Origin of the sequence: Pseudomonas sp. CYM-20-01 (assembly GCF_023169845.1) — a bacterium.
GTDB lineage: Bacteria > Pseudomonadota > Gammaproteobacteria > Pseudomonadales > Pseudomonadaceae > Aquipseudomonas > Aquipseudomonas azotoformans.
In genome coordinates this window covers 2164633-2184298 of record NZ_AP025169.1, presented here as the reverse complement: position 1 = coordinate 2184298, position 19666 = coordinate 2164633, and the positions used below count along the sequence as shown (strand labels likewise).

Here is a 19666-nt window from a genome sequence, read left to right as displayed (position 1 = left end):
CATAAGCGACGCTACGATGAACCCCAATCCTCTGACCGATCAACTGAGCCTGTTTCTCGATGTACTGGAGACCGGCAGTTTCTCCGCGGCCGCACGCCGCCATCCGCTGACGCCGTCGGCGGTAGCACGGCGGATCGACAGCCTGGAAAGCTCGGTGGGCAGCCGCTTATTCCAGCGCAGCACCCACGCCGTAGTGCCGACTCCGGCGGGGCTGGCCTTCGCCGAGCGGGCACGGCGGATTGTCAGCGAGCTGCAACTGGCGCGGGCCGAAGCGGTGTCCCTCAGCCATGCGCCGGAAGGCCTCATCCGAGTCGATGCACCAGCGGCATTTGGTCGACGGCATCTGGCGCCGGTGATCGCGGATTTCCTCAATGTCTACCCGGGACTGGATGTGCACCTGCATCTGATCGACAGCTTTGTGGATATGCAGGGCGCGCACCTGGGCAAGGTGGACCTAGTGCTGCGCGCCGGCCATCTCGTCGACACGCGGTTGATCGCCACGCCCTTGGCCAGCATCGTGCGCATCGCGTGCGCCAGCCCGGCCTATCTGAAAAGCCGGGGCACGCCGATCCACCCTCGGGAACTGAGCGAACATGACGGGTTGGACTGGGATGGCCTGGCGCCGACGTTCGCCTGGCGCTTCGAGCTGGATGGGCGCCGTGCCACCTATCGACCGCAGCGCATCCGCATGAGCGCCAATAACGCTGAAGCCTTGTTGTCTGGCGCCTTGGCCGGGCTGGGCATTGCCCACCTCCCCACGTGGCTGGCCAGCGAATACCTGGTGCGCGGCGAACTGCTGCCTTTGTTCTGCGAAGGCGGCCTGCCCAGTCCCGAGACCACCGGCATCTATGCGCTGCGCCTGGAACAGCAGCCCAATGCCCGCAGCCGACTGCTGCTGGAATATCTGAAATCGCGCTTCAGTCCGGTGCCACCTTGGGACCTGGCGCTACAGAGTGGCTTGGTCTGACCGCTCGGACAGAATTATCTGGCGCATTAAAGATTTGCCCGCTAGATTCCAGCCCAGACATGCTTTTTCGAGGTACAGCCATGAGTAAGAACCCTGATCCGTGCGAATCGCTGATGCTGGATAACCAGCTGTGCTTCGCCCTGCACTCCACCTCGCTGCTGATGACCAAGGTCTACAAGCCGTTGTTGCAAGCGCTTGGCCTGACCTATCCGCAGTACCTGGCCATGATGGTGTTGTGGGAAGAGGATGGTTTGACTGTCGGCGAAATCAGCAGCCGCCTGCTGACCGACCCGGGTTCGCTCACCCCATTGCTCAAGCGCCTGGAAGCCGAAGGTGTACTCAGCCGTACCCGCAGCCGTGAAGATGAACGCGTGGTGGTGGTGGAGCTGACCGACGCAGGCCGGGCGTTGCAAGACAAGGCCATGGGCATTCCCCAGTGCATCCTGGGTGCCAGCGGCCTGGAGCTGGAGCAATTGCGCAAGTTGCAAAGCGACCTGATCGCGTTGCGCGCCAACCTGCAAGCCAGCGTTTAAACCTCTCCCCTTGCAGGAGCCGCCAAGCCGGCCCCTGCAGGTTGAATTTGAAAAAATTTGAAAATTTATCTTGCGCGCTAAACATTAGCGCTATACATTCGCCTCACCAACTACTTAGCGCGCAAACATTTAGCGCTAACAACAAAGAGGAAAACACCATGCAAACGCTCTACACCGCAGTAGCTACCGCCACCGGCGGCCGTGATGGTCGTGCTGTTTCCAGCGACAACATCCTCGACGTCAAACTCTCCACCCCCAAAGAACTGGGCGGTGCCGGCGGCCAGGCCACCAACCCTGAACAACTGTTCGCTGCCGGCTACTCGGCCTGCTTCATCGGTGCCCTGAAATTCGTCGCCAGCCAGACCAAACGCAAAATCCCGGATGACGCCTCGATCACCGCCCACGTTGGCATCGGCCAGATCCCCGGCGGTTTCGGCCTGGACATCGACCTGCACATCAGCCTGCCCGGCCTGGCCCAGGACGACGCGCAGAGCCTGGTCGACGCCGCCCACCAAGTCTGCCCTTACTCCAACGCCACCCGTGGCAACGTCGATGTACGCCTGCACGTGATCGTCTAAATGAAACCGGCCGCCCCTGGAGAACGAAATGAACACAATTGGTAAAGCGCTCACCGGCACCCTGCTCGCCTTGTCCATCACCCACGCCTTTGCGGCGACCGGTGAAGTCGAGCACAACACCCAGGCCTTCCTGGATGTGTTGAACGCAGGCAACGGCAAACCGATGGAACAACTGACGCCCAAGGACGCCCGTGCCGTACTGACCGGCGCCCAGGCCGGTGTGAAGCTGACCTTGCCCAAGGCGGATGTGAGCCAGAAGACCATCCAGGTCGACGGCAAGCCGCTGGACCTGACCATCGTGCGGCCAGCCGGGGTCAAGGGCACATTGCCTGTGTTCATGTTCTTCCACGGTGGCGGCTGGGTGCTGGGGGATTACCCGACCCATGAGCGCCTGGTGCGGGATCTGGTGGTGGGTTCGGGAGCAGTGGCGGTGTTCGTCAACTACACGCCTTCGCCGGAAGCCCATTACCCGGTGGCGATCAACCAGGCCTACGGCGCCACAAAATGGGTAGCCGAGCACGGTAAAGAGATCAATGTCGATGGCAAGCGCCTGGCGGTCGCGGGCAACAGTGTCGGCGGCAACATGGCGGCAGTGGTCAGCCTGATGGCCAAGGATAAGGGCACACCGGCGATCAAGTTCCAATTGTTGCTATGGCCGGTGACCGACGCCAATTTCGACACCGCGTCCTACAACCAGTACGCCGAAGGGCACTTCCTGACCCGCAACATGATGAAGTGGTTCTGGGACAACTACACCACCGACGCCAACCAGCGCGCCGAGGTCTATGCCTCGCCGCTGCGGGCCACCACCGACCAGCTCAAAGGCTTGCCACCTGCGCTGATCCAGACAGCCAGCGCCGATGTGCTGCGGGATGAGGGTGAAGCCTACGCCCGCAAGCTGGACGCAGCCGGTGTACCGGTGACTGCCGTGCGCTACAACGGCATGATTCACGACTACGGTTTGCTCAACGTGGTCAGCCAAGTCCCGGCAGTCCGCTCCGCATTGCTCCAGGCCTCGGATGAGCTGAAGCAACACTTGAAGTAAAAAACAGCGCCCACGAAAAAGCCCGACTCAAGGTCGGGCTTTTTTTCGTATCTGCGGGGCCAGAATTACTTCTTGGCGCGACCTTTGTACGAACCGCCTTCGCGGGTATCGATCTCGATCAGGTCGCCGATTTCGATGAAATCCGCAACGGCGAGTTCGGTACCGTTTTTCAGTTTGGCTGGCTTCATCACCTTGCCCGACGTGTCGCCGCGAGCGGAACCTTCGGTGTAGTCAACCTGACGCACGATAGTGGTTGGCAGTTCTACGGAAACCAGGCGGTCTTCGAAGAAAATCGCTTCGCAGATGTCTTCCATGCCTTCTTCCACGAACGGCAGAACGGCTTCGATATCTTCAGCGTTCAGCTCGTACATGGTGTAGTCGGTGGTGTCCATGAACGTGTAGGTGTCGCCGCTGATGAAGGACAGGGTCGCTTCTTTGCGGTCGAGGATTACGTCGTCCAGTTTGTCATCGGCGCTGTAGACGATCTCGGTCTTGTAACCGGTCAGCAGGTTCTTCAGCTTGGTCTTCATGATGGCGCTGTTACGACCAGACTTGGTGAACTCAGCTTTCTGAACCAGCCAAGGGTCGTTTTCGAGACGGATCACTGTACCGGGTTTCAGTTCTTTACCAGTTTTCATTGCATATATCCGAAATTTGGATGGGATTTACAAAATTCAAGGTGGCGTATCATATCCAACTTTCATAAAACTTCACCAGCGCCGTCGCAAGATCGGCCTGCAAGCCCTGTTCCAGACACCATGTTTCGGCATGCTGGCTGACCTCCGGCCAATGTTCCAGCAGCATTTTCCACGGTTGGGCCATATCGCCCTCCGTGTTCCAGGCTTGCCAGAGCCCGATCAACGCCTGCCTTGCAGCGGGTGACAAACCGGCGGTGTACAGATCCAGAAAGGCATCGAGTTTGTCGAGGTGAATATCTTCGTCCTGTCGATAGATATGCCACAGCAGTGGGCGCCCGGCCCACTGGGCGCGCACGAACGAGTCTTCGCCGCGCACGGCATTGAAGTCACAGCACCACAGCAGGCGGTCGTATTGCTCCTGACGCACGAAAGCGATGACCTGCACGGTCAGCGAGCCGCGCTGGTGGATATCCCCCGCCACCAGCCGATCCAGACCCAGCCAGCGCTGCACATCGCCCAGAATGCGCCCCTCCGGCACCAATAGATGAGTGGCACGCCCGTCCGTCGATAACTCGTCCAACCAACTGGCGAGCCCGGCGTTTTCGTAGGCAAACAGTGAGATCAGCCGCGCACCGGCTGTGGGAAACACACCCAAGGTTTGCAGGAAGTCTTGCTGCGCACTCGCATCCTGCTGAAAAGCCCGACGCTGTTCCAGCAACCCGGCCTCACGCAAAAGGCCGCCGGTGCCGGGGCGGAATCCGGGGAAGAAGAAGTACTTCTGCACGCCCTTGAACTTCACCGACGGCAGCCGGTGGCAACCCACGACCCATTCCTCGGCACTGAGGTAATCCAGGTTCATCCACACCGGCGTGCGTTCACGCTCGGCCATGGCCTCCATATACTCAGGCGGCAACTGGCAGGCAAACGCGGCGATCACCACATCCGCCGCGGGCGCGCCCACCCACTCGGCCGGCCAATGACGCACTTCGACGCCTTCCTGCCATTGTTGATCGAGCTGCACATCAATCTCAGGGCACATGCGTTCGAATGCGCGCAGGTCGTCAACCCATAAGCGCACATCACAGGCGTGTTCCGCCACCAGTTGCCGGGCCAGGCGCCAGGTCACGCCGATGTCGCCGAAGTTGTCGACGACGCTGCAAAAAATATCCCAGCGGGCTTTCATTCCGGGCTCCAACGCTCAAAGGTTCGATTGTCCGCATAAATGTGCGGATGCAGAAGGCTTGATCACGATTATTCTGCACGGTGGCTGTGCGACAATCGCCGCCACGCCGTCAATGCCTGCCAGGAGGGCCTCATGTCTGATCGTCCGTTGTCGCTGTTCAAGCTCAGTGCCGCTATCTCGTTTGGCGTATGGCTGGGGTTTATCGCCATCGTGCTGACCACCTGGCTGGCGTCGCGCTACCTGTTCCCCCAGAGCCTGGCGCCGGTGGCCCAGGCAGTGCAGCAATTGGGCAAGCCTGCGGTGGCCGCGCCTGAACCGCCGAATCGCATGTTCGAGCAGTATCAGCAGAACCTGCAGAAACAGGAGCAGCAACAGAGCCTGGACCAGGCGCGCAACAATGCGCGCAACCTGTCCAACCCCAAATGCCAGTTCTGGCTGCAACAGGACCAGAACGCTCCCAACGAAAAGACCCGGGCCAATGTCCTGCAATTCTGCGATTGATGACCATGAATAAACACGCCGTCCACCTGCTCATCCTGGAAAAGCTCAGCGTCGACCTCGACATCGCCCAGCGCGCCGCGCAGACCGCCTACGAAACCGCGACCCACGAAGAAAACATCGCTGAAAACAAGTACGACACCCTCGGGCTGGAGGCATCCTACCTGGCGGCCGGGCAAGCCAAGCGCGTCGAGGAGATCAAGCAGGCGTTGGCGCTGTGCCAGAACCTGCCATTACGGGCCTACGATGATCAGCGCGGTATAGAAGTCGGCACCCTGCTGGGCCTGGAAGATGAGAGCAGTCGCCAGCAATGGCTGTTCCTGGCGCCGGATGCGGCCGGTTTGAAGGTTGACGTGGTTGGACAACCGGTGACCGTCATCACCCCGCGCTCACCACTGGGCAAAAGCCTGCTGGGCAAGTTCGAAGGCGATGAGGTGGAGATTCTGGTGGCAGGCGCCCGGCAACATTTTACGGTTACCGAGGCCAAATAAACCGCTGGCTTAATGGACGGGCAATTCAACGCCGTCGAACAGTTCTTCCAGCTCCTGCTTGTTGTGGCACTGGATCGCCTTGGCCATGACTTCACGGGTCAGGTGCGGCGCAAACTTCTCGATGAAATCGCACATGAAGCCACGCAGGAAGGTGCCACGACGGAAGCCGATCTTGGTCACGCTGGACTCGAACAGCTCGCTGGCATCGAGCACCACCAGGTCTTTGTCGAGGGCCGTGTCGACCGCCATCTTGGCGACGATGCCCACGCCCAGGCCCAGGCGTACATAAGTCTTGATCACGTCGGCGTCGGCGGCAGTGAACACCACTTTCGGCGTGAGGCCACGATGACTGAAGGCTTCGTCGAGCTTGGAACGGCCGGTGAAACCGAACACGTAGGTCACGATCGGGTATTCGGCCAGGGCTTCCAGGGTCAGCTTCGGCAGCTTGGCCAAGGGGTGACCTTGCGGTACAACCACACAACGGTTCCAGCGGTAGCACGGCATCATCACCAGGTCGCCGAACAGCTCAAGAGCCTCGGTGGCAATGGCGAAATCGACGGTGCCGTCAGCGGCCATTTCGGCGATCTGCATCGGCGAACCCTGGTGCATGTGCAGGGCCACATCCGGGTACTGCTTGATGAAATCGCGGATCACCGGCGGCAATGCGTAACGTGCCTGGGTGTGGGTGGTGGCGATGGACAGGGTGCCTTTCTTCTCGTTGGAGAATTCCTGGGCGATCTGCTTGATGCTTTCGACTTTGCGCAGGATCTCGCCGGCGGTGGTGATGATGCGCTCACCGGCCGGGGTGACACGGGTGAGGTGCTTGCCGCTGCGCGCAAACACTTCGACGCCCAACTCGTCTTCGAGCAGGCGGATCTGCTTGCTGATACCGGGTTGCGAGGTGTAGAGGCTTTGAGCGGTAGCGGAAACGTTGAGGTCGTGGTGCGCCACTTCCCAGATGTAGCGCAGTTGTTGAAGCTTCATATGTGTCCCTCAAAGCAGATAGACGCCACGGGTATCAGCGACGGTATATAACTATATTAAAGGTTTTATGGATAAATCTAGAACTTTTTATCGATTTTCATCCATCACACGTCATCACTGCGTCGACGTTGCAACGAAGGCACCAGGTAGACCGGCACCGTAGACAGCTGCAGCACCCGTGCAGCGGTACGACCCAACGGGGTAGCCGCCGCGGTTGCATGGCTGTGACTTCCTACGATCAGCAGATCCACGGAAAGTTTGCGCAGTTGGTCGAGTATCACCTCGCAGGGGTCCCCCTGGATCACCCGTACCGAGCGAATCAACTTCAGGTCCTGCCCCTCGTCCCCCAACTCTTCGCGAAAACTGTCCAGCACCCGCTGTTCGATCGTCGCCATGACCGTAGCCAGCCCCTGGCTTTGCCACTCACTCAAGGCCTTCTCATCAAGGTAGCTCTGCAACACCGATTCGGCGAACAGGCCGATGGGCTCGACCACATGAATCACATACAGGTCAGCCTTGAACGTTCGAGCCAGCGCCAGCGCATGTTGCATCACATAAGGCGCGTACAGACCGAGGTCCGTGGCGTACAGCATCGAACGGATCATAGAACCTCCTGGACTGCCAGGATGGCGGAGATGAAATCAGCTTAGCAGCGCCCTAGATCTTCACCTCATTACTGATGCCATGGGGCACGTGCCCGGTGGCGACAAATTCCATGGCTTTCTCGCAATGCCCGGCCTGGTCATCGAAAAACACATCGGCGGCAAACGCCTCCAGGAATGCAGATTTCTCCAGGCCGCCAAGGAACAACGACTCGTCCAGGCGGATATCCCATTCACGTAAGGTGCGAATCACCCGCTCGTGTGACGGCGCCGAACGGGCAGTGACCAAGGCGGTGCGGATCGGACAGGCCTCATCGGGAAACTCGCGCTGCAACAAGTTGAGTGCCGCCAGAAAACCCTTGAAAGGACCGCCGTGCAACGGTTGGCGCGCCGCCTCTCGCTCATTGGCCTGGAACGCGGCCAGGCCACCGGCCTGGTACACACGTTCTGACTCATCGGAAAACAGTACAGCGTCGCCGTCGAAGGCAATGCGCAGTTCTTCGCTGGATGCGCGGTTCGGGCCGCCCGACAGAATCGTCGCCGCCGCGAACCCCGCATCGAGGGCACTGCGTACATCCTCGGCATGGGTCGAAAGAAACAGGTGGCAGCCAAACGCCGCCAAATAAGGATAAGGGCTACGACCGCCTACGAAAGCGGCACGGGAAATATCCAGGCCGTAATGCTGGATCGAATTGAACACGCGCAAGCCGGTGTCAGCGCTGTTACGCGACACCAGCACCACTTCAACCCGCGCACGGCCCAGGCTGGCGTTCAGGCTCAGCAGTTTCTTGACCAGCGGAAATGCATCGCCGGGTTCGAGGATTTCCTCCTCGTGCTCGATCTGGTACTTGCGGTACGCCTCAACGCCTTGGGCGAGGTAGATCTTGTGGCTGTCGCTGAGGTCGAACAGTGCCCGCGACGAAATCGCCAGCACCAGTTTGTCGCCCAATCCCTTTGCCATGGTGTGTCCCCCTGCTCAGCGGTTACGCCGATCAATAAAACTCAAGGCCTGATACAGCGCCTGCATCCGTGGCAGCTCACAGCCGGCAGCCCTGGCCGCAGCAAGTGGGCGGGCGTAGATCGCCGCCAGTTCCAGCGCGCGTTTGTGCACGTGGTCGTGGTACATGCTCGGCAGGTAATCGTCCATGGTTTCAGTCAGGGTAAACATCTGCTCGGCGTAGCTTTGGGGAATCTCATGACCACAGGCGTGGGCACCCTGCACCACTTCGGCCATCAGCGCCTGGATCAGTTCGCGGCTGGATTCGTCCGCCATCATCGCCGTGGTCCCCGCGCCCAATAACACCGACAGGCCATTGTAAGGCACGTTCCACACCAGCTTGTGCCAGCGTGCCAGATGCACATTGGCCATGGCCTGCGACTCGATACCGGCCTGGTGAAACAACGCGGCGCCTGCGTCGACAATCTCCTTTTGGCGGGCGTCATCATTGGCCGCGGTGCCACTGTGATACCCCAGATTGACCCGGCCCAACGCCTGGTGCTCGATAACGCCCGGACCAGAACGGTGCACGCCGATATAACACAGGCCACCCAGCAAGTGCAGCGACGCCGGCAAGTGTTCACGCAGACTGTCTTCCACATCAAGGCCGTTTTGCAGCAACACCACCTTGGCATCCGGCGCCGCCACCTGGGCGAGGGTCGGGGCCAATTCGACGTTGCCGGTCGACTTGGTGCCCACCAGCAGCCAGTCGCATGGCGGCATATCGGCAGCGCGGGCGTAGGCCTGCACGGGATGCAGATGCAATACGCCGTGCACGGTGCTGTTCAAGTGCAGGCCGTGCTCGCTGACCGCCGCGTATTCGCTGCGCAGCAAAAAGTGCACATCGAAACCGGCGCGGGCCAGCATCAGGCCGTAGAAACCACCAATGGCACCGGTGCCGATGATGCCAATGCGTGGTGGCTGGGGTGTAACTGCTGTCATGGCAAATCCTCAGTTGGACGGGTGAGTGCCTGTTTTACGGCATCGAAAACGTCGTCACGCGTAAGACGTGTCTGTATTTGCCCAAGGAATTGACCCTCGCACACCACGAACAGCGCCGGCAAATGAAAGATCTGGTAGCGTTCGACCGCACCACCGTTGTGCCCGGCGTCCACCCAGCACAGCCGGTCCACCGGTAACGGCCAGCCCGGCACTTGCTGGCGTGCCCAGCGGCAACTGGAACACCCTGCGCTGGTAAAGATCACCAGAGAAATACCTGGCAATCCCAGCAATTGCTGGTCAATATCCAGGTCGGTCAATTCCAGTTCCTTCACTATACTGCTGCCACCGCCGTCAATTGGACGGTGCTCGGAGTCCGTGTACATGGGTCGTTTTTTACCTCACCCTGATGATGTCGCTGTCGAGTTAATCCAACGTCCCTCTCCCGCCATCCCTCGCCAACGCCTGCACGCTATCGGCCTGGGCGGCATCGCCTGCCATTGGCCACGCGCTTGGCGCGAAGGCACGGCGGTTGATCTGCATATCCCGTCCCTGGGTGCCAGCGCACGTTATCCAGGCTATGTGGCGTGGTGCCGCAAGGTGGAAAACGGCTACCGCGTCGGTGTCTCGTTTACCGATGAACATGCGTTGTTCGGTGCACGCATGGGTGAGCAAGCATGCCGGATAGAGCGCTACTGCCGCCAGCACGAAGACACCGAACCGACACCCCAGCAACTCGAAGCCCTGGCCCGTGAGTGGGTATCGCGCCATGCCAGCGAGTTCTCCCACGAAGCCTTTGTGGCGCCAGCACTGGATTAAAGCGGGCTTTGCCCATTGTCGCGGGCCGGTGTTACGCGCTAAGGTTCCTCCCCCCTGCATTCAAATCATGCTGTGCTCCGCCGCACGGGGATGGCTGGCGGCCGGCACCCGTGACCCTGACGAGTAACACGATGGCTGATTTACCGATCAATGACCTAAACGTTGAATCCAACGAGACCCTGATCACGCCCGATCAGCTCAAGCGCGAAATCCCTTTGAGCGACGCTGCCCTGCAGACCGTCACCAAGGGCCGCGAAGTCATCCGTGACATTCTCGATGGCACCGACCACCGCCTGTTCGTCGTCATCGGGCCTTGCTCGATCCACGATCTCAAGGCTGCCCACGAGTACGCCGAGCGCCTCAAGGTGCTGGCGGCGGAAGTGTCCGACACCCTGTACCTGGTGATGCGCGTCTATTTCGAAAAACCGCGCACCACGGTCGGCTGGAAAGGCTTGATCAACGACCCGTACCTGGACGACTCGTTCAAGATCCAGGACGGCCTGCACATTGGTCGCCAGTTGCTGCTGGACCTGGCCGAGATGGGCCTGCCCACCGCCACCGAAGCCCTGGACCCGATCTCCCCGCAATACCTGCAGGACCTGATCAGCTGGTCGGCCATCGGCGCACGCACCACTGAATCCCAGACGCACCGTGAAATGGCGTCCGGCCTGTCCTCGGCCGTGGGTTTCAAGAACGGCACCGACGGCGGCCTGACTGTGGCGATCAACGCGCTGCAATCGGTTTCCAGCCCGCACCGTTTCCTGGGTATCAACCAGGAAGGTGGCGTGTCCATCGTCACCACCAAGGGCAATGCCTACGGCCACGTGGTACTGCGCGGCGGCAACGGCAAGCCCAACTATGATTCGGTCAGCGTTGCGCTGTGCGAGCAGGCATTGAACAAGGCCAAGATCAAGCCGAACATCATGGTCGACTGCAGCCACGCCAACTCCAACAAGGACCCGGCCCTGCAGCCACTGGTGATGGAAAACGTCGCCAACCAGATTCTCGAAGGCAACCAGTCGATCATCGGGCTGATGGTCGAGAGCCACCTGAACTGGGGTTGCCAGGCGATTCCAAAAGATCTGGCCGACTTGCAGTACGGCGTGTCGATCACCGATGCTTGCATTGACTGGGCCGCCACCGAAAACACACTGCGCAGCATGCACGCCAAGCTCAAGGACGTGCTGCCTAAGCGCAAGCGCACCTGAGTCTGTTATAGAGCGCACACAAAAACGCCGGGCTGAGCCCGGCGTTTTTCATGCTGCTATTTGTGCCTTACAACTTCGCGGCATGGCGCTGGTGGCGCTCCATGTAGCGTTCGACATAGGAGCAGGACGGGATCACCGTGTAGCCCGCCTCCTCGGCAAACTTCAAGGCTTCCTCGGTCAGTGCCGCCGCAATACCACGGCCCCGCAGCGCGTTGGGCACGAAGGTCCGATAGATATCCAGGGTCTGTTTGCCGAGATCCATATAGGTCAGATAGGCACGATGACCGTCCACATTGGTCTCGAACTGATGACCAGCCTGGTCATGGTGGATGGACAACGCCTCGCTCATCACTACTCCTCGCGGGTCTTGGATTCTGACCCCTACCTTACCGATGTTTTTCCGGCGAAGGAACATCTACGCCACCCCGTGCCGGTTTCGACAACGAGAAAACCCTGAGCGCTCACACCTGCACGTAGGGAATAGTAGGCACCAATCCTGCAATTGCTCAAGGCGCACTCGTCATCCCCTGCCACGGGTGGATATAGAAAGGGCTTCGATCTACCGATGATCGAACGCCTGAACATTGCCGGCAGTTGAACCTTGAGACGAACAGGCGCTCTTAAAGTCACCTCTACATGCGCAAAAGATACCGGGCAACGCGAAGCCGTGCTGAACGTAAGTGTCGGCGTGGATATATAAAATTTCATCTGTTTACAGGGCTTAACACATGCGGGCCGGCCCTTTCAGCCTGGATCCGATTTACGCCTGGTTAAAAAAATTGGACAGTTTTTATACAAAACTCCAAAAGATTAGCCAAAATAGATTCGGCACGAGAATTTTTTTTGCTTCTTGCGCTACGTCAGTTTACTTACTACAAGTAATGGGTAGTATGTACGCCGGCTATTGGCTCACTCTGAGATACTAGCCATCTAATAGAAAGTCCTTGAAGGGGAACACGATGAACAACGTTCTGAAATTCTCTGCTCTGGCTCTGGCCGCAGTTCTGGCTACCGGTTGCAGCAGCGTCTCCAAAGAAACCGAAGCTCGTCTGACTGCAACTGAAGACGCAGCAGCTCGCTCCCAGGCCCGTGCAGACGAAGCCTACCGTAAAGCTGATGAAGCTCTGGCTGCTGCTCAAAAAGCACAACAGACTGCTGACGAAGCTAACGAGCGCGCTCTGCGCATGCTTGAAAAAGCTAGCCGCAAGTAATAATCCCTCGGGGTTGTTATCAAGCCGATCCATTTATGGGTCGGCTTTTTTATTGCCTGGGATTTGTGCCTGAATCACGCGCAATAAAAAGCCCGCCCTGGCGCAAGGCCTTGGCGGGCGTTTGATGTCGCGCCTTATTGCTGCAGATCGATCGGCGCGCTGGCGGCAACCGACGCTGCGCCGGGCACACCGATTTCCGTCGGCAAACCATCTTCCGCCGCGACCACGTCACGCACTTGGTCCCAGTTGACCCGCAAATTGTTCGCCAGGTCTTCACGCCTGAGCAAGGCGTTGATCACCGCGGTGTGCTTGTCGACCACCGACGGCGTACCGTCATCATTCAAGGGCGTATGCGCTTCAAGGTACACCTTGCCGCCGCTGCTGCCGAACTTGTAGGCATCGTTGATGATACGCACCGATGTCCCCACCGGCACCATGCCGGCCATCTCCAGCACATTGTTGTTGAACATGCGGAAGCAGCCGTGGCTTGTACGCGTGCCGATACCAAACTTCATGTTGGAACCGTGGATCAGGTAACCCGGCGTGCCCAGGGTGAACTTGAACGGACCCAGTGGGTTGTCCGGGCCGGCCGGCACCACGTTGGGCAGCGGGTCACCATTGGCGGCGTGCTCGGCCTTGATCGAGGCGGGCGGGGTCCAGGTAGGGTTTGGCGTCTTGGCAATGATGCTGGTATGGGCGATGGGTGAACCCCAGCCTTCACGACCAATCCCCAACGGGAACGTGTAGACCACGTTCTGACCCTTGGGGTAGTAATAGAGCCGGTATTCCGCCAGGTTGATCACGATGCCTTCGCGAGGCCCCGGCGGCAGGATAAAACGCGTCGGCAATACGATCTCGGTGCCCGCGCCCGGCAACCAGGCATCCACGCCCGGGTTGGCCGCGACCATCTCCGAGTAGCCCAGGTCATAGGTGGTGCCCAGGTCGGCAAAGGTGTCTTCGTACTTGGCCTTGATCACCTGGACCTGGCCGACGATGTCTTCACCCGGTGGGGGCAAGGGCAACTGCAAAGCTGACGCAGAACCGGCCGCACTAAGCGCAGCAAGAGACAGGCAGCAGGTGACGACGGAAAGGCGCGACAACATCCGGTAAATCCTTCGCAGACGACGGGTAGGTAAACATCGATTGTATACGTGAAGCGCGCTTCTAGCTGCCCCCTACAACTCGAAACGCAGCTCCGGCCAGATCGGCGGCGTGCCGCGCTTCTGCGACTCCAGAATGGCACGGCACAGCGGGCACAGGCGCTGGTCCTGGAAAATCGAACGATCGACCCGCGACCAACGCGGTTGCGCCGGCAATAGGGTGCCGCACAGCGTGCGATCGATGGAGCCGCCCAGTTCCAGTTGACGCGCCACCAGGTGCACCCGCACTTCCTGGCAGGCAAACAGATCCAGCTGCTCGTCCGGCTCGATCAGTTGGTAGTTAAACAGGGACCAGGCAGGACGCGACATCAGGGGCTCCAAATCGGGGGGGCGCCACCTTAGCCGAAAGCCTGCCGGTAGAAAAGCGTCATAGCAGCGGTTTTAGCGTCGGCCAGACATTTTCCAGCAACTTGCCCTGGGCGCCGACCGCCGGGTGAAGTTGATCAGCCTGCATCAGCTCCGGGTGACCGCCCACGCCATCGAGGAAAAACGGCACCAGCGGGACATTTTTTTGCTTGGCCAGCTCGCCATAGACTTCGGCAAATGCGGTGGTGTATCGCGGGCCATAATTGGGCGGCAACTGCATCCCCAACAACAACACTTTGGCGCCACCGGCCTTGGACTGGTCAATCATCGATGCAAGATTTTGTTGCAATTGCGCAGGCGGTTGCCCGCGCAGGCCATCATTGCCCCCCAACTCAATGACCACCACATCCGGCTTGTGCTCTGCAAGCGCCGCCGGCAGCCGCGCCAGGCCTCCGGCACTGGTGTCGCCACTGATGGAGGCATTGACTACTTTATCGTCGAAACCTTCCTGCTTGAGCCGTTGCTGCAGCAGGGCCACCCACCCTTTGCTGGTATCCAGGCCGAAACCGGCACTGATACTATCGCCAACGATCAGGACTGTACCCGCCGCTGCGTTCTGGGCCATGCACATCAAGGCCAGGCCAGCACTCAAAAACCACATTCGCATCGGATTCTCCATGGGCGCAAGCATTCTCACCGCGCGGAACCTTAGCAAAGTGGTTCCCAGCGCGGAAGGTGAACTGACTATCCTGCACGAACTGAGCCTGGAACTGAACAAGGGCGATAGCCTGGCTATCGTCGGCAGCTCCGGTTCCGGCAAATCCACCCTCCTCGGCCTGCTGGCCGGCCTCGACCTGCCCAGCAGCGGCGAAGTCACCCTCGCCGGGCAAGCCCTCAGTACCCTCGATGAAGACCAGCGCGCGCGCATCCGTGCCGAGCATGTGGGTTTTGTATTCCAATCCTTCCAATTGCTCGACAGCCTCAACGCCCTGGAAAACGTCATGCTGCCGCTGGAACTGGACGGCCGCAAAGACGCTCGCGAACGGGCCAGGCACCTGCTGGAGCGCGTAGGCCTGGGCCAACGCCTGACCCATTCGCCACGCCAACTCTCCGGTGGCGAACAGCAACGGGTAGCGATTGCCCGCGCCTTTGCCGCCGAACCGGACGTGCTGTTTGCCGATGAACCCACCGGCAACCTCGACAGCCACACCGGCGAGCGCATCAGCGACCTGCTGTTCGAACTCAACAAGGAGAGCGGCACGACCCTGGTGCTGGTCACCCACGACGAGCGCCTGGCCCATCGTTGCCGACGCCTGATCCGCCTTGAAGCCGGCCTGATGGTCGCGCCCCTGGAGCCTTGATGGCACGTTTGCCGCTGTTGCGCCTGTTCAGCCTGGCCATGCGCCAATTAATGCGCGATGCCCGCGCCGGTGAATTGCGCGTGTTGTTCTTCGCCCTGTTGGTGGCAGTCGCCGCCAGCACCGCCATCGGTTACTTCGGCGCGCGCCTCAACGGTGCGATGTTGTTGCGCGCCACCGAATTCCTCGGCGCCGACCTGGTGCTTGAAGGCAGCTCGCCAGCCCGCCCCGAGCAGATCCGGTCCGGCACCGAACTTGGCCTGGATCACGCCCGCGTCGTGGAGTTCTCCAGCGTCATCGCCACCGATAATGGCATCCAGCTTTCCAGCATCAAGGCGGTCAACGAGCAGTACCCATTGCGCGGTGAACTGAAAAGCGCAGCCGCGCCTTTTGCCGATGAAACTCCAGGGGGTGGCCCGAAACCCGGTGAAGCCTGGGTGGAAGCGCGGCTGCTGACGGCGCTGGACCTCAAGGTCGGCGACAGCATCGATGTGGGCATGAAGACCCTGCGCCTGGCCCGCGTGCTCACCTATGAGCCGGACCGCGCCGGCAACTTCTACAGCCTCACGCCCAGGGTGATGATCAACCTGGCGGACCTGGACGCCACCGGTGTGGTGCAGCCCGGCAGCCGCGTCAGCTACCGCGAACTATGGCGCGGGCCGCAGGGCAGCACCGTGTTGCAGACCTATCGTGACCTGATCAAGCCGGGGCTCGCCGCCAACCAGCGCCTGCAGGATTCACGGGACGGCAACCAGCAAATCGGCGGCGCCCTGGGTAAGGCAGAACGCTACCTGAACATGGCCAGCCTGGTCGCCGTGTTGCTGGCGGGTGTGGCGGTGGCGTTGTCGGCCAATCGCTTCGCCACTCGACGTTTCGACGCCAGTGCATTGCTGCGCTGCCTGGGCTTGTCACGACGTGAAGCTATGTTGCTGTTCAGCCTGCAACTGAGCGTCCTGGGGCTTTTCGCCAGCCTGGTCGGCGCCCTGCTGGGCTGGCTGGCGCAGTTTGGCCTGTTCTACTTTCTCCACGACCTGTTGCCCGCAGACGTTCCACCCGGCGGCCTGCTACCGGCGGTTGCCGGGATCGGCACCGGGTTGGTCGCCCTCGCCGGTTTCGCCCTGCCGCCGTTGGCCGCATTGGGTCGAGTGCCACCGCTGCGGGTGTTGCGCCGTGACCTGCTGCCGATCCCTTCCAGCACCTGGATGGTCTACGGCGCGGCACTGTTCGCCTTGGGCCTGATCATGTGGCGCCTGAGCCTCGACCTGGTGCTGACCTTCGCCCTGCTCGGTGGCGGCGTGGTGGCTGCGCTGGTACTCGGTGGTTTGCTCCTGCTGTTGCTGCAAAGCCTGCGCCGCCTGCTGGCCCGTGCCTCCCTGCCTTGGCGCCTGGGCCTGGGCCAGTTGCTGCGCCACCCACTGGCGGCGGCCGGCCAATCCCTGGCGTTTGGCTTGATCCTGCTGTCCATGGGTTTGATCGCACTGTTGCGCGGCGAGCTGCTCGACACCTGGCAAAACCAGCTGCCCAAGGATGCACCGAACTATTTCGCCTTGAACATCCTGCCGGCCGACAAGGATGCCTTTGGCACCCGTCTGCTGGAACTGCAGGCGCAATCCGCACCACTGTACCCGGTGGTGCCGGGGCGCCTGATCAGTATCAATGGCGAACCGGTACAGGAAATCGTCAGCAAGGACTCCAGCGGCGACCGTGCGGTGCAACGCGACCTGAGCCTGACCTGGGCCGCCGACCTGCCACCAGGCAACGCCCTGACGGCGGGCTCGTGGTGGTCGTCGCAACCTACCGATGAAATCCCGGGTGTCTCGGTAGAAGCCAAGGTAGCGGAGAGCCTCAAGCTCAAGCTCGACGACCACTTGGTATTCACCGTGGGCGGAGAGAATCGAGAAGCGCGGGTCACCAGCCTGCGCACGATCAACTGGGATAACTTCCAGCCCAACTTCTTCATGATTTTCCAACCGGGTACCTTGAAGGACCTGCCGGCCACCTACCTGACCAGCTTCTATCTGGCACCCGGGCATGACCAGCAGATCGTCGACCTGTCACGCGCGTTCCCGGCGGTGACCATCCTGCAGGTCGAGGCGCTGCTGGAGCAGTTGCGCAGCATCCTCGCCCAAGTGACCCTCGCAGTGGAGTATGTACTGCTGTTTGTGCTGGCGGCGGGGATGACGGTGTTGTTCTCCGGCCTGCAAGCCACCCTAGACGAACGTATCCGCCAGGGCGCGCTGTTGCGCGCACTGGGCGCCGAACGCAAGCTGCTGGTCAAGGCCAGGCGTATCGAGTTCGGTTTGCTGGGTGCCGTCAGTGGGTTGCTGGCCGCGCTGGGCACGGAGCTGGTGACGTTCGTGCTGTACCGCTACGCATTTGACCTGGCCTGGCACCCTCACCCGTGGCTGTTGCTGCTCCCGGTGATCGGTGCCGTGCTGATCGGCGGTGCCGGTGTGTTCGGCACCCGCCGCGCGCTGAATGCCAGCCCGCTGACGGTGTTGCGCGAAGGTTGAAACGCGATGGGCCCGCATTCCTTACAGAATACGGGCCCATTTTGCTCACTTCACATATTCGATCCCGGTGATCCACCAGCACACGTCACCGCTTGGCGTCTGCACGATAGCCTCGTCATCCACCTCCTTGCGCAACAGCGCACGGGCCATGGGCGAATCGATGGAGATGTAGTCCATCCGGTCATAAATCTCGTCATAGCCGACAATACGAAAACGCTTGGTTTCACCCTGCTCATTTTCGATATCCACCCAGGCGCCGAAAAACACCTTGCCCTCTTGCTCGGGCATGTACTCCACCACGCGCATATCTTCCAGGCGTTTGCGCAGGTAGCGCACGCGACGGTCGATCTCACGCAACAATTTCTTGTTGTACTGGTAGTCGGCGTTTTCGCTGCGATCCCCCAGCGAAGCCGCCCACGTCACTTTGCGCGTGGTGTCCGGGCGCTTTTCGCGCCACAGGTAATCCAGCTCCTTTTTCAGCGCTTCATGGCCTTCTTTGGTAATCAGCTTGGTACTCAAACGCTTGCATCCCCAGGCAATGTCCATAGGTGCCGATACGCCAGGGTTTCATGCCCTGGGTTCGGCTGGCTGGCGTTGATGATAAATGAACCGGTGAAAGTAGCCAGGCCGGTCTAGTTGTCAAGCGTGCGATCCAGCTCCAGCAACAGGCCGCGCAAACTCTGCCGCAAGCCCGAGACTTGTGACGTCATCACCTTCAAGGCTTCGGTCCTCTGGCTGACTGCAAGCGACTGATCATGCAGTTGAGTGGTGCGCTGCTCCAGCTCTCGAACCTTTTCATCCAGTTGGTTTTGTTCCTGCTGCAGTCGCGCCTGCCACTGCTCAAGTGCAGTCTCCCGCTCGATTGCAGCGAGTTTTTGCTGCGTCAATTCTTGAGCGACAAGGGCAAGGTTGGTCAGCGTGCTGTCTACTTCGAACAATGTACCGTGATTATCTGAAGGCGCGGGTTTCGTTGGCACCGGCGCATCGGGTTCGCGCGAGATAGCAGGTGAGGCCTGTGCTATGTCCACCGGCGCGCCCGAGGGCACCTGTCGGGGCTCCTCAAGCGGTTGCTCATGCGACGGTAAGCGGAGCGACTCGGAGGGGCTCGCCACCCTGGGAGGGGAAATCATCTGTGACGAAAAACGAATGGACGGCACGATCACTGAAGCACTTTCGATAGCCGGCAACGTCGGCGCAGACATGCCTAGGGTGATCACTTTCATCACCAGCGCTTTTTTGATGATCACCGAGTGATGATCCTCAGGCCTGGCAGGTGGCAACTTGCAACCTTTTAAATCGACAAAATGATAAGGCACCTGGGTTTCGGTAACACCACCGGGTTTAACGCCCGAAGCGGCTAATGTCAGTATTTGCTTGAAAACATGCAATGCCACCTGCAGGTCTTCCTTGGATTCGACGCCTCCCAGAAAATACCGGTCAAGTTTTTTACGCAAAGCCGCAATATAGACCCTGGAACTTCCAGGTTCTATCTCTTCATCCAGGCTGTAAACAAGAAAGTTTGAGGCCGTCTGACCGACAGCAAACCCACAGAGCAGAGCACCGTTAACCGGAGCATCTTGACCATTTCGCTCAAGAACAAGGGTACGTAGCAGCATCATGCAATCAGGCCTCATTA

General features: G+C 60.2%; 24 protein-coding genes. 11 read left to right on the top strand and 13 right to left on the bottom strand.

Features of this window, described 5'->3' with window-relative positions:
• Nucleotides 1-16: 16 nt before the first annotated feature.
• From M2497_RS09865 to M2497_RS09850, 4 genes are all read left to right on the top strand, one after another.
• On the top strand, nucleotides 17-967 hold the full coding sequence (locus M2497_RS09865) for a LysR family transcriptional regulator (RefSeq protein WP_248487154.1): 951 nt from the start codon (nucleotides 17-19) through the stop codon (nucleotides 965-967).
• 80 nt (nucleotides 968-1047) lie between these two features.
• Nucleotides 1048-1500 carry a MarR family transcriptional regulator gene (locus M2497_RS09860; RefSeq protein ID WP_179028935.1) on the top strand — a complete coding sequence of 151 codons (453 nt, stop codon included), beginning with the start codon at nucleotides 1048-1050 and terminating at the stop codon, nucleotides 1498-1500.
• Nucleotides 1501-1658: 158 nt separating this feature from the next.
• Entirely contained in the window at nucleotides 1659-2078 is a 420-nt protein-coding gene (locus M2497_RS09855) for an organic hydroperoxide resistance protein (protein WP_071488523.1), read from the top strand.
• Between the two features lie 28 nt (nucleotides 2079-2106).
• Complete coding sequence (locus M2497_RS09850) at nucleotides 2107-3123, top strand: alpha/beta hydrolase (protein ID WP_092247699.1); 1017 nt, start codon at nucleotides 2107-2109, stop codon at nucleotides 3121-3123.
• Nucleotides 3124-3188: 65 nt separating this feature from the next.
• On the opposite strand, the gene M2497_RS09845 is transcribed toward M2497_RS09850, so the two are convergent.
• Together M2497_RS09845 and earP are read right to left on the bottom strand one after the other, a co-directional pair.
• The gene (locus M2497_RS09845; RefSeq protein WP_248487152.1) at nucleotides 3189-3761 is read right to left on the bottom strand and encodes an elongation factor P; all 573 of its coding nucleotides are present in this window, start codon (nucleotides 3759-3761) and stop codon (nucleotides 3189-3191) included.
• Nucleotides 3762-3810: 49 nt separating this feature from the next.
• Nucleotides 3811-4944 carry an elongation factor P maturation arginine rhamnosyltransferase EarP gene (gene earP / locus M2497_RS09840; RefSeq protein ID WP_248487149.1) on the bottom strand — a complete coding sequence of 378 codons (1134 nt, stop codon included), beginning with the start codon at nucleotides 4942-4944 and terminating at the stop codon, nucleotides 3811-3813.
• A gap of 132 nt (nucleotides 4945-5076) precedes the next feature.
• Between earP and M2497_RS09835 the strand changes: the two genes are divergently transcribed.
• Together M2497_RS09835 and M2497_RS09830 are read left to right on the top strand one after the other, a co-directional pair.
• Nucleotides 5077-5445, top strand: coding sequence for a hypothetical protein (locus M2497_RS09835; protein WP_248487147.1), 369 nt, complete (start codon nucleotides 5077-5079; stop codon nucleotides 5443-5445).
• 5 nt (nucleotides 5446-5450) lie between these two features.
• Nucleotides 5451-5933 carry a transcription elongation factor GreAB gene (locus M2497_RS09830; protein WP_248487145.1) on the top strand — a complete coding sequence of 161 codons (483 nt, stop codon included), beginning with the start codon at nucleotides 5451-5453 and terminating at the stop codon, nucleotides 5931-5933.
• 9 nt (nucleotides 5934-5942) lie between these two features.
• On the opposite strand, the gene cysB is transcribed toward M2497_RS09830, so the two are convergent.
• From cysB to M2497_RS09805, 5 genes are all read right to left on the bottom strand, one after another.
• Entirely contained in the window at nucleotides 5943-6917 is a 975-nt protein-coding gene (cysB, locus tag M2497_RS09825; RefSeq protein WP_012722988.1) for an HTH-type transcriptional regulator CysB, read from the bottom strand.
• A 104-nt stretch (nucleotides 6918-7021) separates the two neighbouring features.
• Nucleotides 7022-7522: a universal stress protein gene (locus M2497_RS09820; RefSeq protein ID WP_248487143.1), complete on the bottom strand. Its 501-nt coding sequence runs from the start codon at nucleotides 7520-7522 to the stop codon at nucleotides 7022-7024.
• 52 nt (nucleotides 7523-7574) lie between these two features.
• On the bottom strand, nucleotides 7575-8480 hold the full coding sequence (locus tag M2497_RS09815) for a 5'-nucleotidase (protein ID WP_071488528.1): 906 nt from the start codon (nucleotides 8478-8480) through the stop codon (nucleotides 7575-7577).
• A gap of 15 nt (nucleotides 8481-8495) precedes the next feature.
• Nucleotides 8496-9458, bottom strand: a complete 963-nt coding sequence (locus M2497_RS09810; RefSeq protein WP_248487141.1) for a putative 2-dehydropantoate 2-reductase — start codon at nucleotides 9456-9458, stop codon at nucleotides 8496-8498.
• Nucleotides 9455-9841 carry a thioredoxin gene (locus tag M2497_RS09805; RefSeq protein ID WP_248487140.1) on the bottom strand — a complete coding sequence of 129 codons (387 nt, stop codon included), beginning with the start codon at nucleotides 9839-9841 and terminating at the stop codon, nucleotides 9455-9457. Before M2497_RS09805 ends, M2497_RS09810 begins: the two co-directional genes overlap by 4 nt.
• Here M2497_RS09805 and M2497_RS09800 point away from each other — a divergent pair.
• Nucleotides 9840-10274, top strand: a complete 435-nt coding sequence (locus M2497_RS09800; protein WP_248487138.1) for a PilZ domain-containing protein — start codon at nucleotides 9840-9842, stop codon at nucleotides 10272-10274. The two genes, M2497_RS09805 and M2497_RS09800, sit on opposite strands and share 2 nt — an antisense overlap.
• Before the next feature lie 131 nt (nucleotides 10275-10405).
• Nucleotides 10406-11482, top strand: a complete 1077-nt coding sequence (locus M2497_RS09795) for a 3-deoxy-7-phosphoheptulonate synthase (RefSeq protein WP_016975370.1) — start codon at nucleotides 10406-10408, stop codon at nucleotides 11480-11482.
• 67 nt (nucleotides 11483-11549) lie between these two features.
• Here the strand turns inward: M2497_RS09795 and M2497_RS09790 are convergent, their stop codons facing one another.
• On the bottom strand, nucleotides 11550-11831 hold the full coding sequence (locus M2497_RS09790; RefSeq protein ID WP_003189869.1) for a GNAT family N-acetyltransferase: 282 nt from the start codon (nucleotides 11829-11831) through the stop codon (nucleotides 11550-11552).
• Between the two features lie 610 nt (nucleotides 11832-12441).
• Between M2497_RS09790 and oprI the strand changes: the two genes are divergently transcribed.
• Entirely contained in the window at nucleotides 12442-12693 is a 252-nt protein-coding gene (gene oprI / locus M2497_RS09785; RefSeq protein WP_003172710.1) for an outer membrane lipoprotei OprI, read from the top strand.
• 134 nt (nucleotides 12694-12827) lie between these two features.
• Here the strand turns inward: oprI and M2497_RS09780 are convergent, their stop codons facing one another.
• From M2497_RS09780 to M2497_RS09770, 3 genes are all read right to left on the bottom strand, one after another.
• Entirely contained in the window at nucleotides 12828-13796 is a 969-nt protein-coding gene (locus M2497_RS09780) for a L,D-transpeptidase family protein (RefSeq protein ID WP_248487137.1), read from the bottom strand.
• 72 nt (nucleotides 13797-13868) lie between these two features.
• The gene (locus tag M2497_RS09775) at nucleotides 13869-14162 is read right to left on the bottom strand and encodes a hypothetical protein (protein WP_010211879.1); all 294 of its coding nucleotides are present in this window, start codon (nucleotides 14160-14162) and stop codon (nucleotides 13869-13871) included.
• A gap of 58 nt (nucleotides 14163-14220) precedes the next feature.
• Nucleotides 14221-14826 carry an arylesterase gene (locus tag M2497_RS09770; protein WP_248487136.1) on the bottom strand — a complete coding sequence of 202 codons (606 nt, stop codon included), beginning with the start codon at nucleotides 14824-14826 and terminating at the stop codon, nucleotides 14221-14223.
• A gap of 10 nt (nucleotides 14827-14836) precedes the next feature.
• On the opposite strand from M2497_RS09770, the gene M2497_RS09765 reads away from it, so the two are divergent.
• A complete protein-coding gene (locus M2497_RS09765) occupies nucleotides 14837-15520 on the top strand; it encodes an ABC transporter ATP-binding protein (protein WP_005786391.1) in 684 nt (227 codons plus the stop codon).
• Nucleotides 15520-18030: an ABC transporter permease gene (locus M2497_RS09760; RefSeq protein WP_248487135.1), complete on the top strand. Its 2511-nt coding sequence runs from the start codon at nucleotides 15520-15522 to the stop codon at nucleotides 18028-18030. The genes M2497_RS09765 and M2497_RS09760 overlap by 1 nt, the downstream gene beginning before the upstream one ends.
• Nucleotides 18031-18075: 45 nt before the next feature.
• Here the strand turns inward: M2497_RS09760 and greB are convergent, their stop codons facing one another.
• Together greB and M2497_RS09750 are read right to left on the bottom strand one after the other, a co-directional pair.
• A complete protein-coding gene (gene greB, locus M2497_RS09755; protein WP_058427998.1) occupies nucleotides 18076-18549 on the bottom strand; it encodes a transcription elongation factor GreB in 474 nt (157 codons plus the stop codon).
• Nucleotides 18550-18662: 113 nt separating this feature from the next.
• Entirely contained in the window at nucleotides 18663-19649 is a 987-nt protein-coding gene (locus tag M2497_RS09750) for a hypothetical protein (protein WP_248487134.1), read from the bottom strand.
• Between the last annotated feature and the right edge of the window lie 17 nt (nucleotides 19650-19666).

Coding starts and splice junctions, on each gene's coding strand:
- M2497_RS09835 (WP_248487147.1), top strand. CDS start 5,077: ATGTCTGATCGTCCGTTGTCGCTGTTCAAGCTCAGTGCCGCTATCTCG.
- M2497_RS09780 (WP_248487137.1), bottom strand. CDS start 13,796: ATGTTGTCGCGCCTTTCCGTCGTCACCTGCTGCCTGTCTCTTGCTGCG.
- cysB (WP_012722988.1), bottom strand. CDS start 6,917: ATGAAGCTTCAACAACTGCGCTACATCTGGGAAGTGGCGCACCACGAC.
- M2497_RS09810 (WP_248487141.1), bottom strand. CDS start 9,458: ATGACAGCAGTTACACCCCAGCCACCACGCATTGGCATCATCGGCACC.
- M2497_RS09855 (WP_071488523.1), top strand. CDS start 1,659: ATGCAAACGCTCTACACCGCAGTAGCTACCGCCACCGGCGGCCGTGAT.
- M2497_RS09750 (WP_248487134.1), bottom strand. CDS start 19,649: ATGATGCTGCTACGTACCCTTGTTCTTGAGCGAAATGGTCAAGATGCT.
- M2497_RS09795 (WP_016975370.1), top strand. CDS start 10,406: ATGGCTGATTTACCGATCAATGACCTAAACGTTGAATCCAACGAGACC.
- M2497_RS09815 (WP_071488528.1), bottom strand. CDS start 8,480: ATGGCAAAGGGATTGGGCGACAAACTGGTGCTGGCGATTTCGTCGCGG.
- M2497_RS09770 (WP_248487136.1), bottom strand. CDS start 14,826: ATGCGAATGTGGTTTTTGAGTGCTGGCCTGGCCTTGATGTGCATGGCC.
- M2497_RS09775 (WP_010211879.1), bottom strand. CDS start 14,162: ATGTCGCGTCCTGCCTGGTCCCTGTTTAACTACCAACTGATCGAGCCG.
- M2497_RS09860 (WP_179028935.1), top strand. CDS start 1,048: ATGAGTAAGAACCCTGATCCGTGCGAATCGCTGATGCTGGATAACCAG.
- M2497_RS09820 (WP_248487143.1), bottom strand. CDS start 7,522: ATGATCCGTTCGATGCTGTACGCCACGGACCTCGGTCTGTACGCGCCT.
- M2497_RS09765 (WP_005786391.1), top strand. CDS start 14,837: ATGGGCGCAAGCATTCTCACCGCGCGGAACCTTAGCAAAGTGGTTCCC.
- M2497_RS09760 (WP_248487135.1), top strand. CDS start 15,520: ATGGCACGTTTGCCGCTGTTGCGCCTGTTCAGCCTGGCCATGCGCCAA.
- earP (WP_248487149.1), bottom strand. CDS start 4,944: ATGAAAGCCCGCTGGGATATTTTTTGCAGCGTCGTCGACAACTTCGGC.
- M2497_RS09845 (WP_248487152.1), bottom strand. CDS start 3,761: ATGAAAACTGGTAAAGAACTGAAACCCGGTACAGTGATCCGTCTCGAA.
- M2497_RS09850 (WP_092247699.1), top strand. CDS start 2,107: ATGAACACAATTGGTAAAGCGCTCACCGGCACCCTGCTCGCCTTGTCC.
- M2497_RS09800 (WP_248487138.1), top strand. CDS start 9,840: ATGGGTCGTTTTTTACCTCACCCTGATGATGTCGCTGTCGAGTTAATC.
- oprI (WP_003172710.1), top strand. CDS start 12,442: ATGAACAACGTTCTGAAATTCTCTGCTCTGGCTCTGGCCGCAGTTCTG.
- M2497_RS09790 (WP_003189869.1), bottom strand. CDS start 11,831: ATGAGCGAGGCGTTGTCCATCCACCATGACCAGGCTGGTCATCAGTTC.
- M2497_RS09830 (WP_248487145.1), top strand. CDS start 5,451: ATGAATAAACACGCCGTCCACCTGCTCATCCTGGAAAAGCTCAGCGTC.
- M2497_RS09805 (WP_248487140.1), bottom strand. CDS start 9,841: ATGTACACGGACTCCGAGCACCGTCCAATTGACGGCGGTGGCAGCAGT.
- M2497_RS09865 (WP_248487154.1), top strand. CDS start 17: ATGAACCCCAATCCTCTGACCGATCAACTGAGCCTGTTTCTCGATGTA.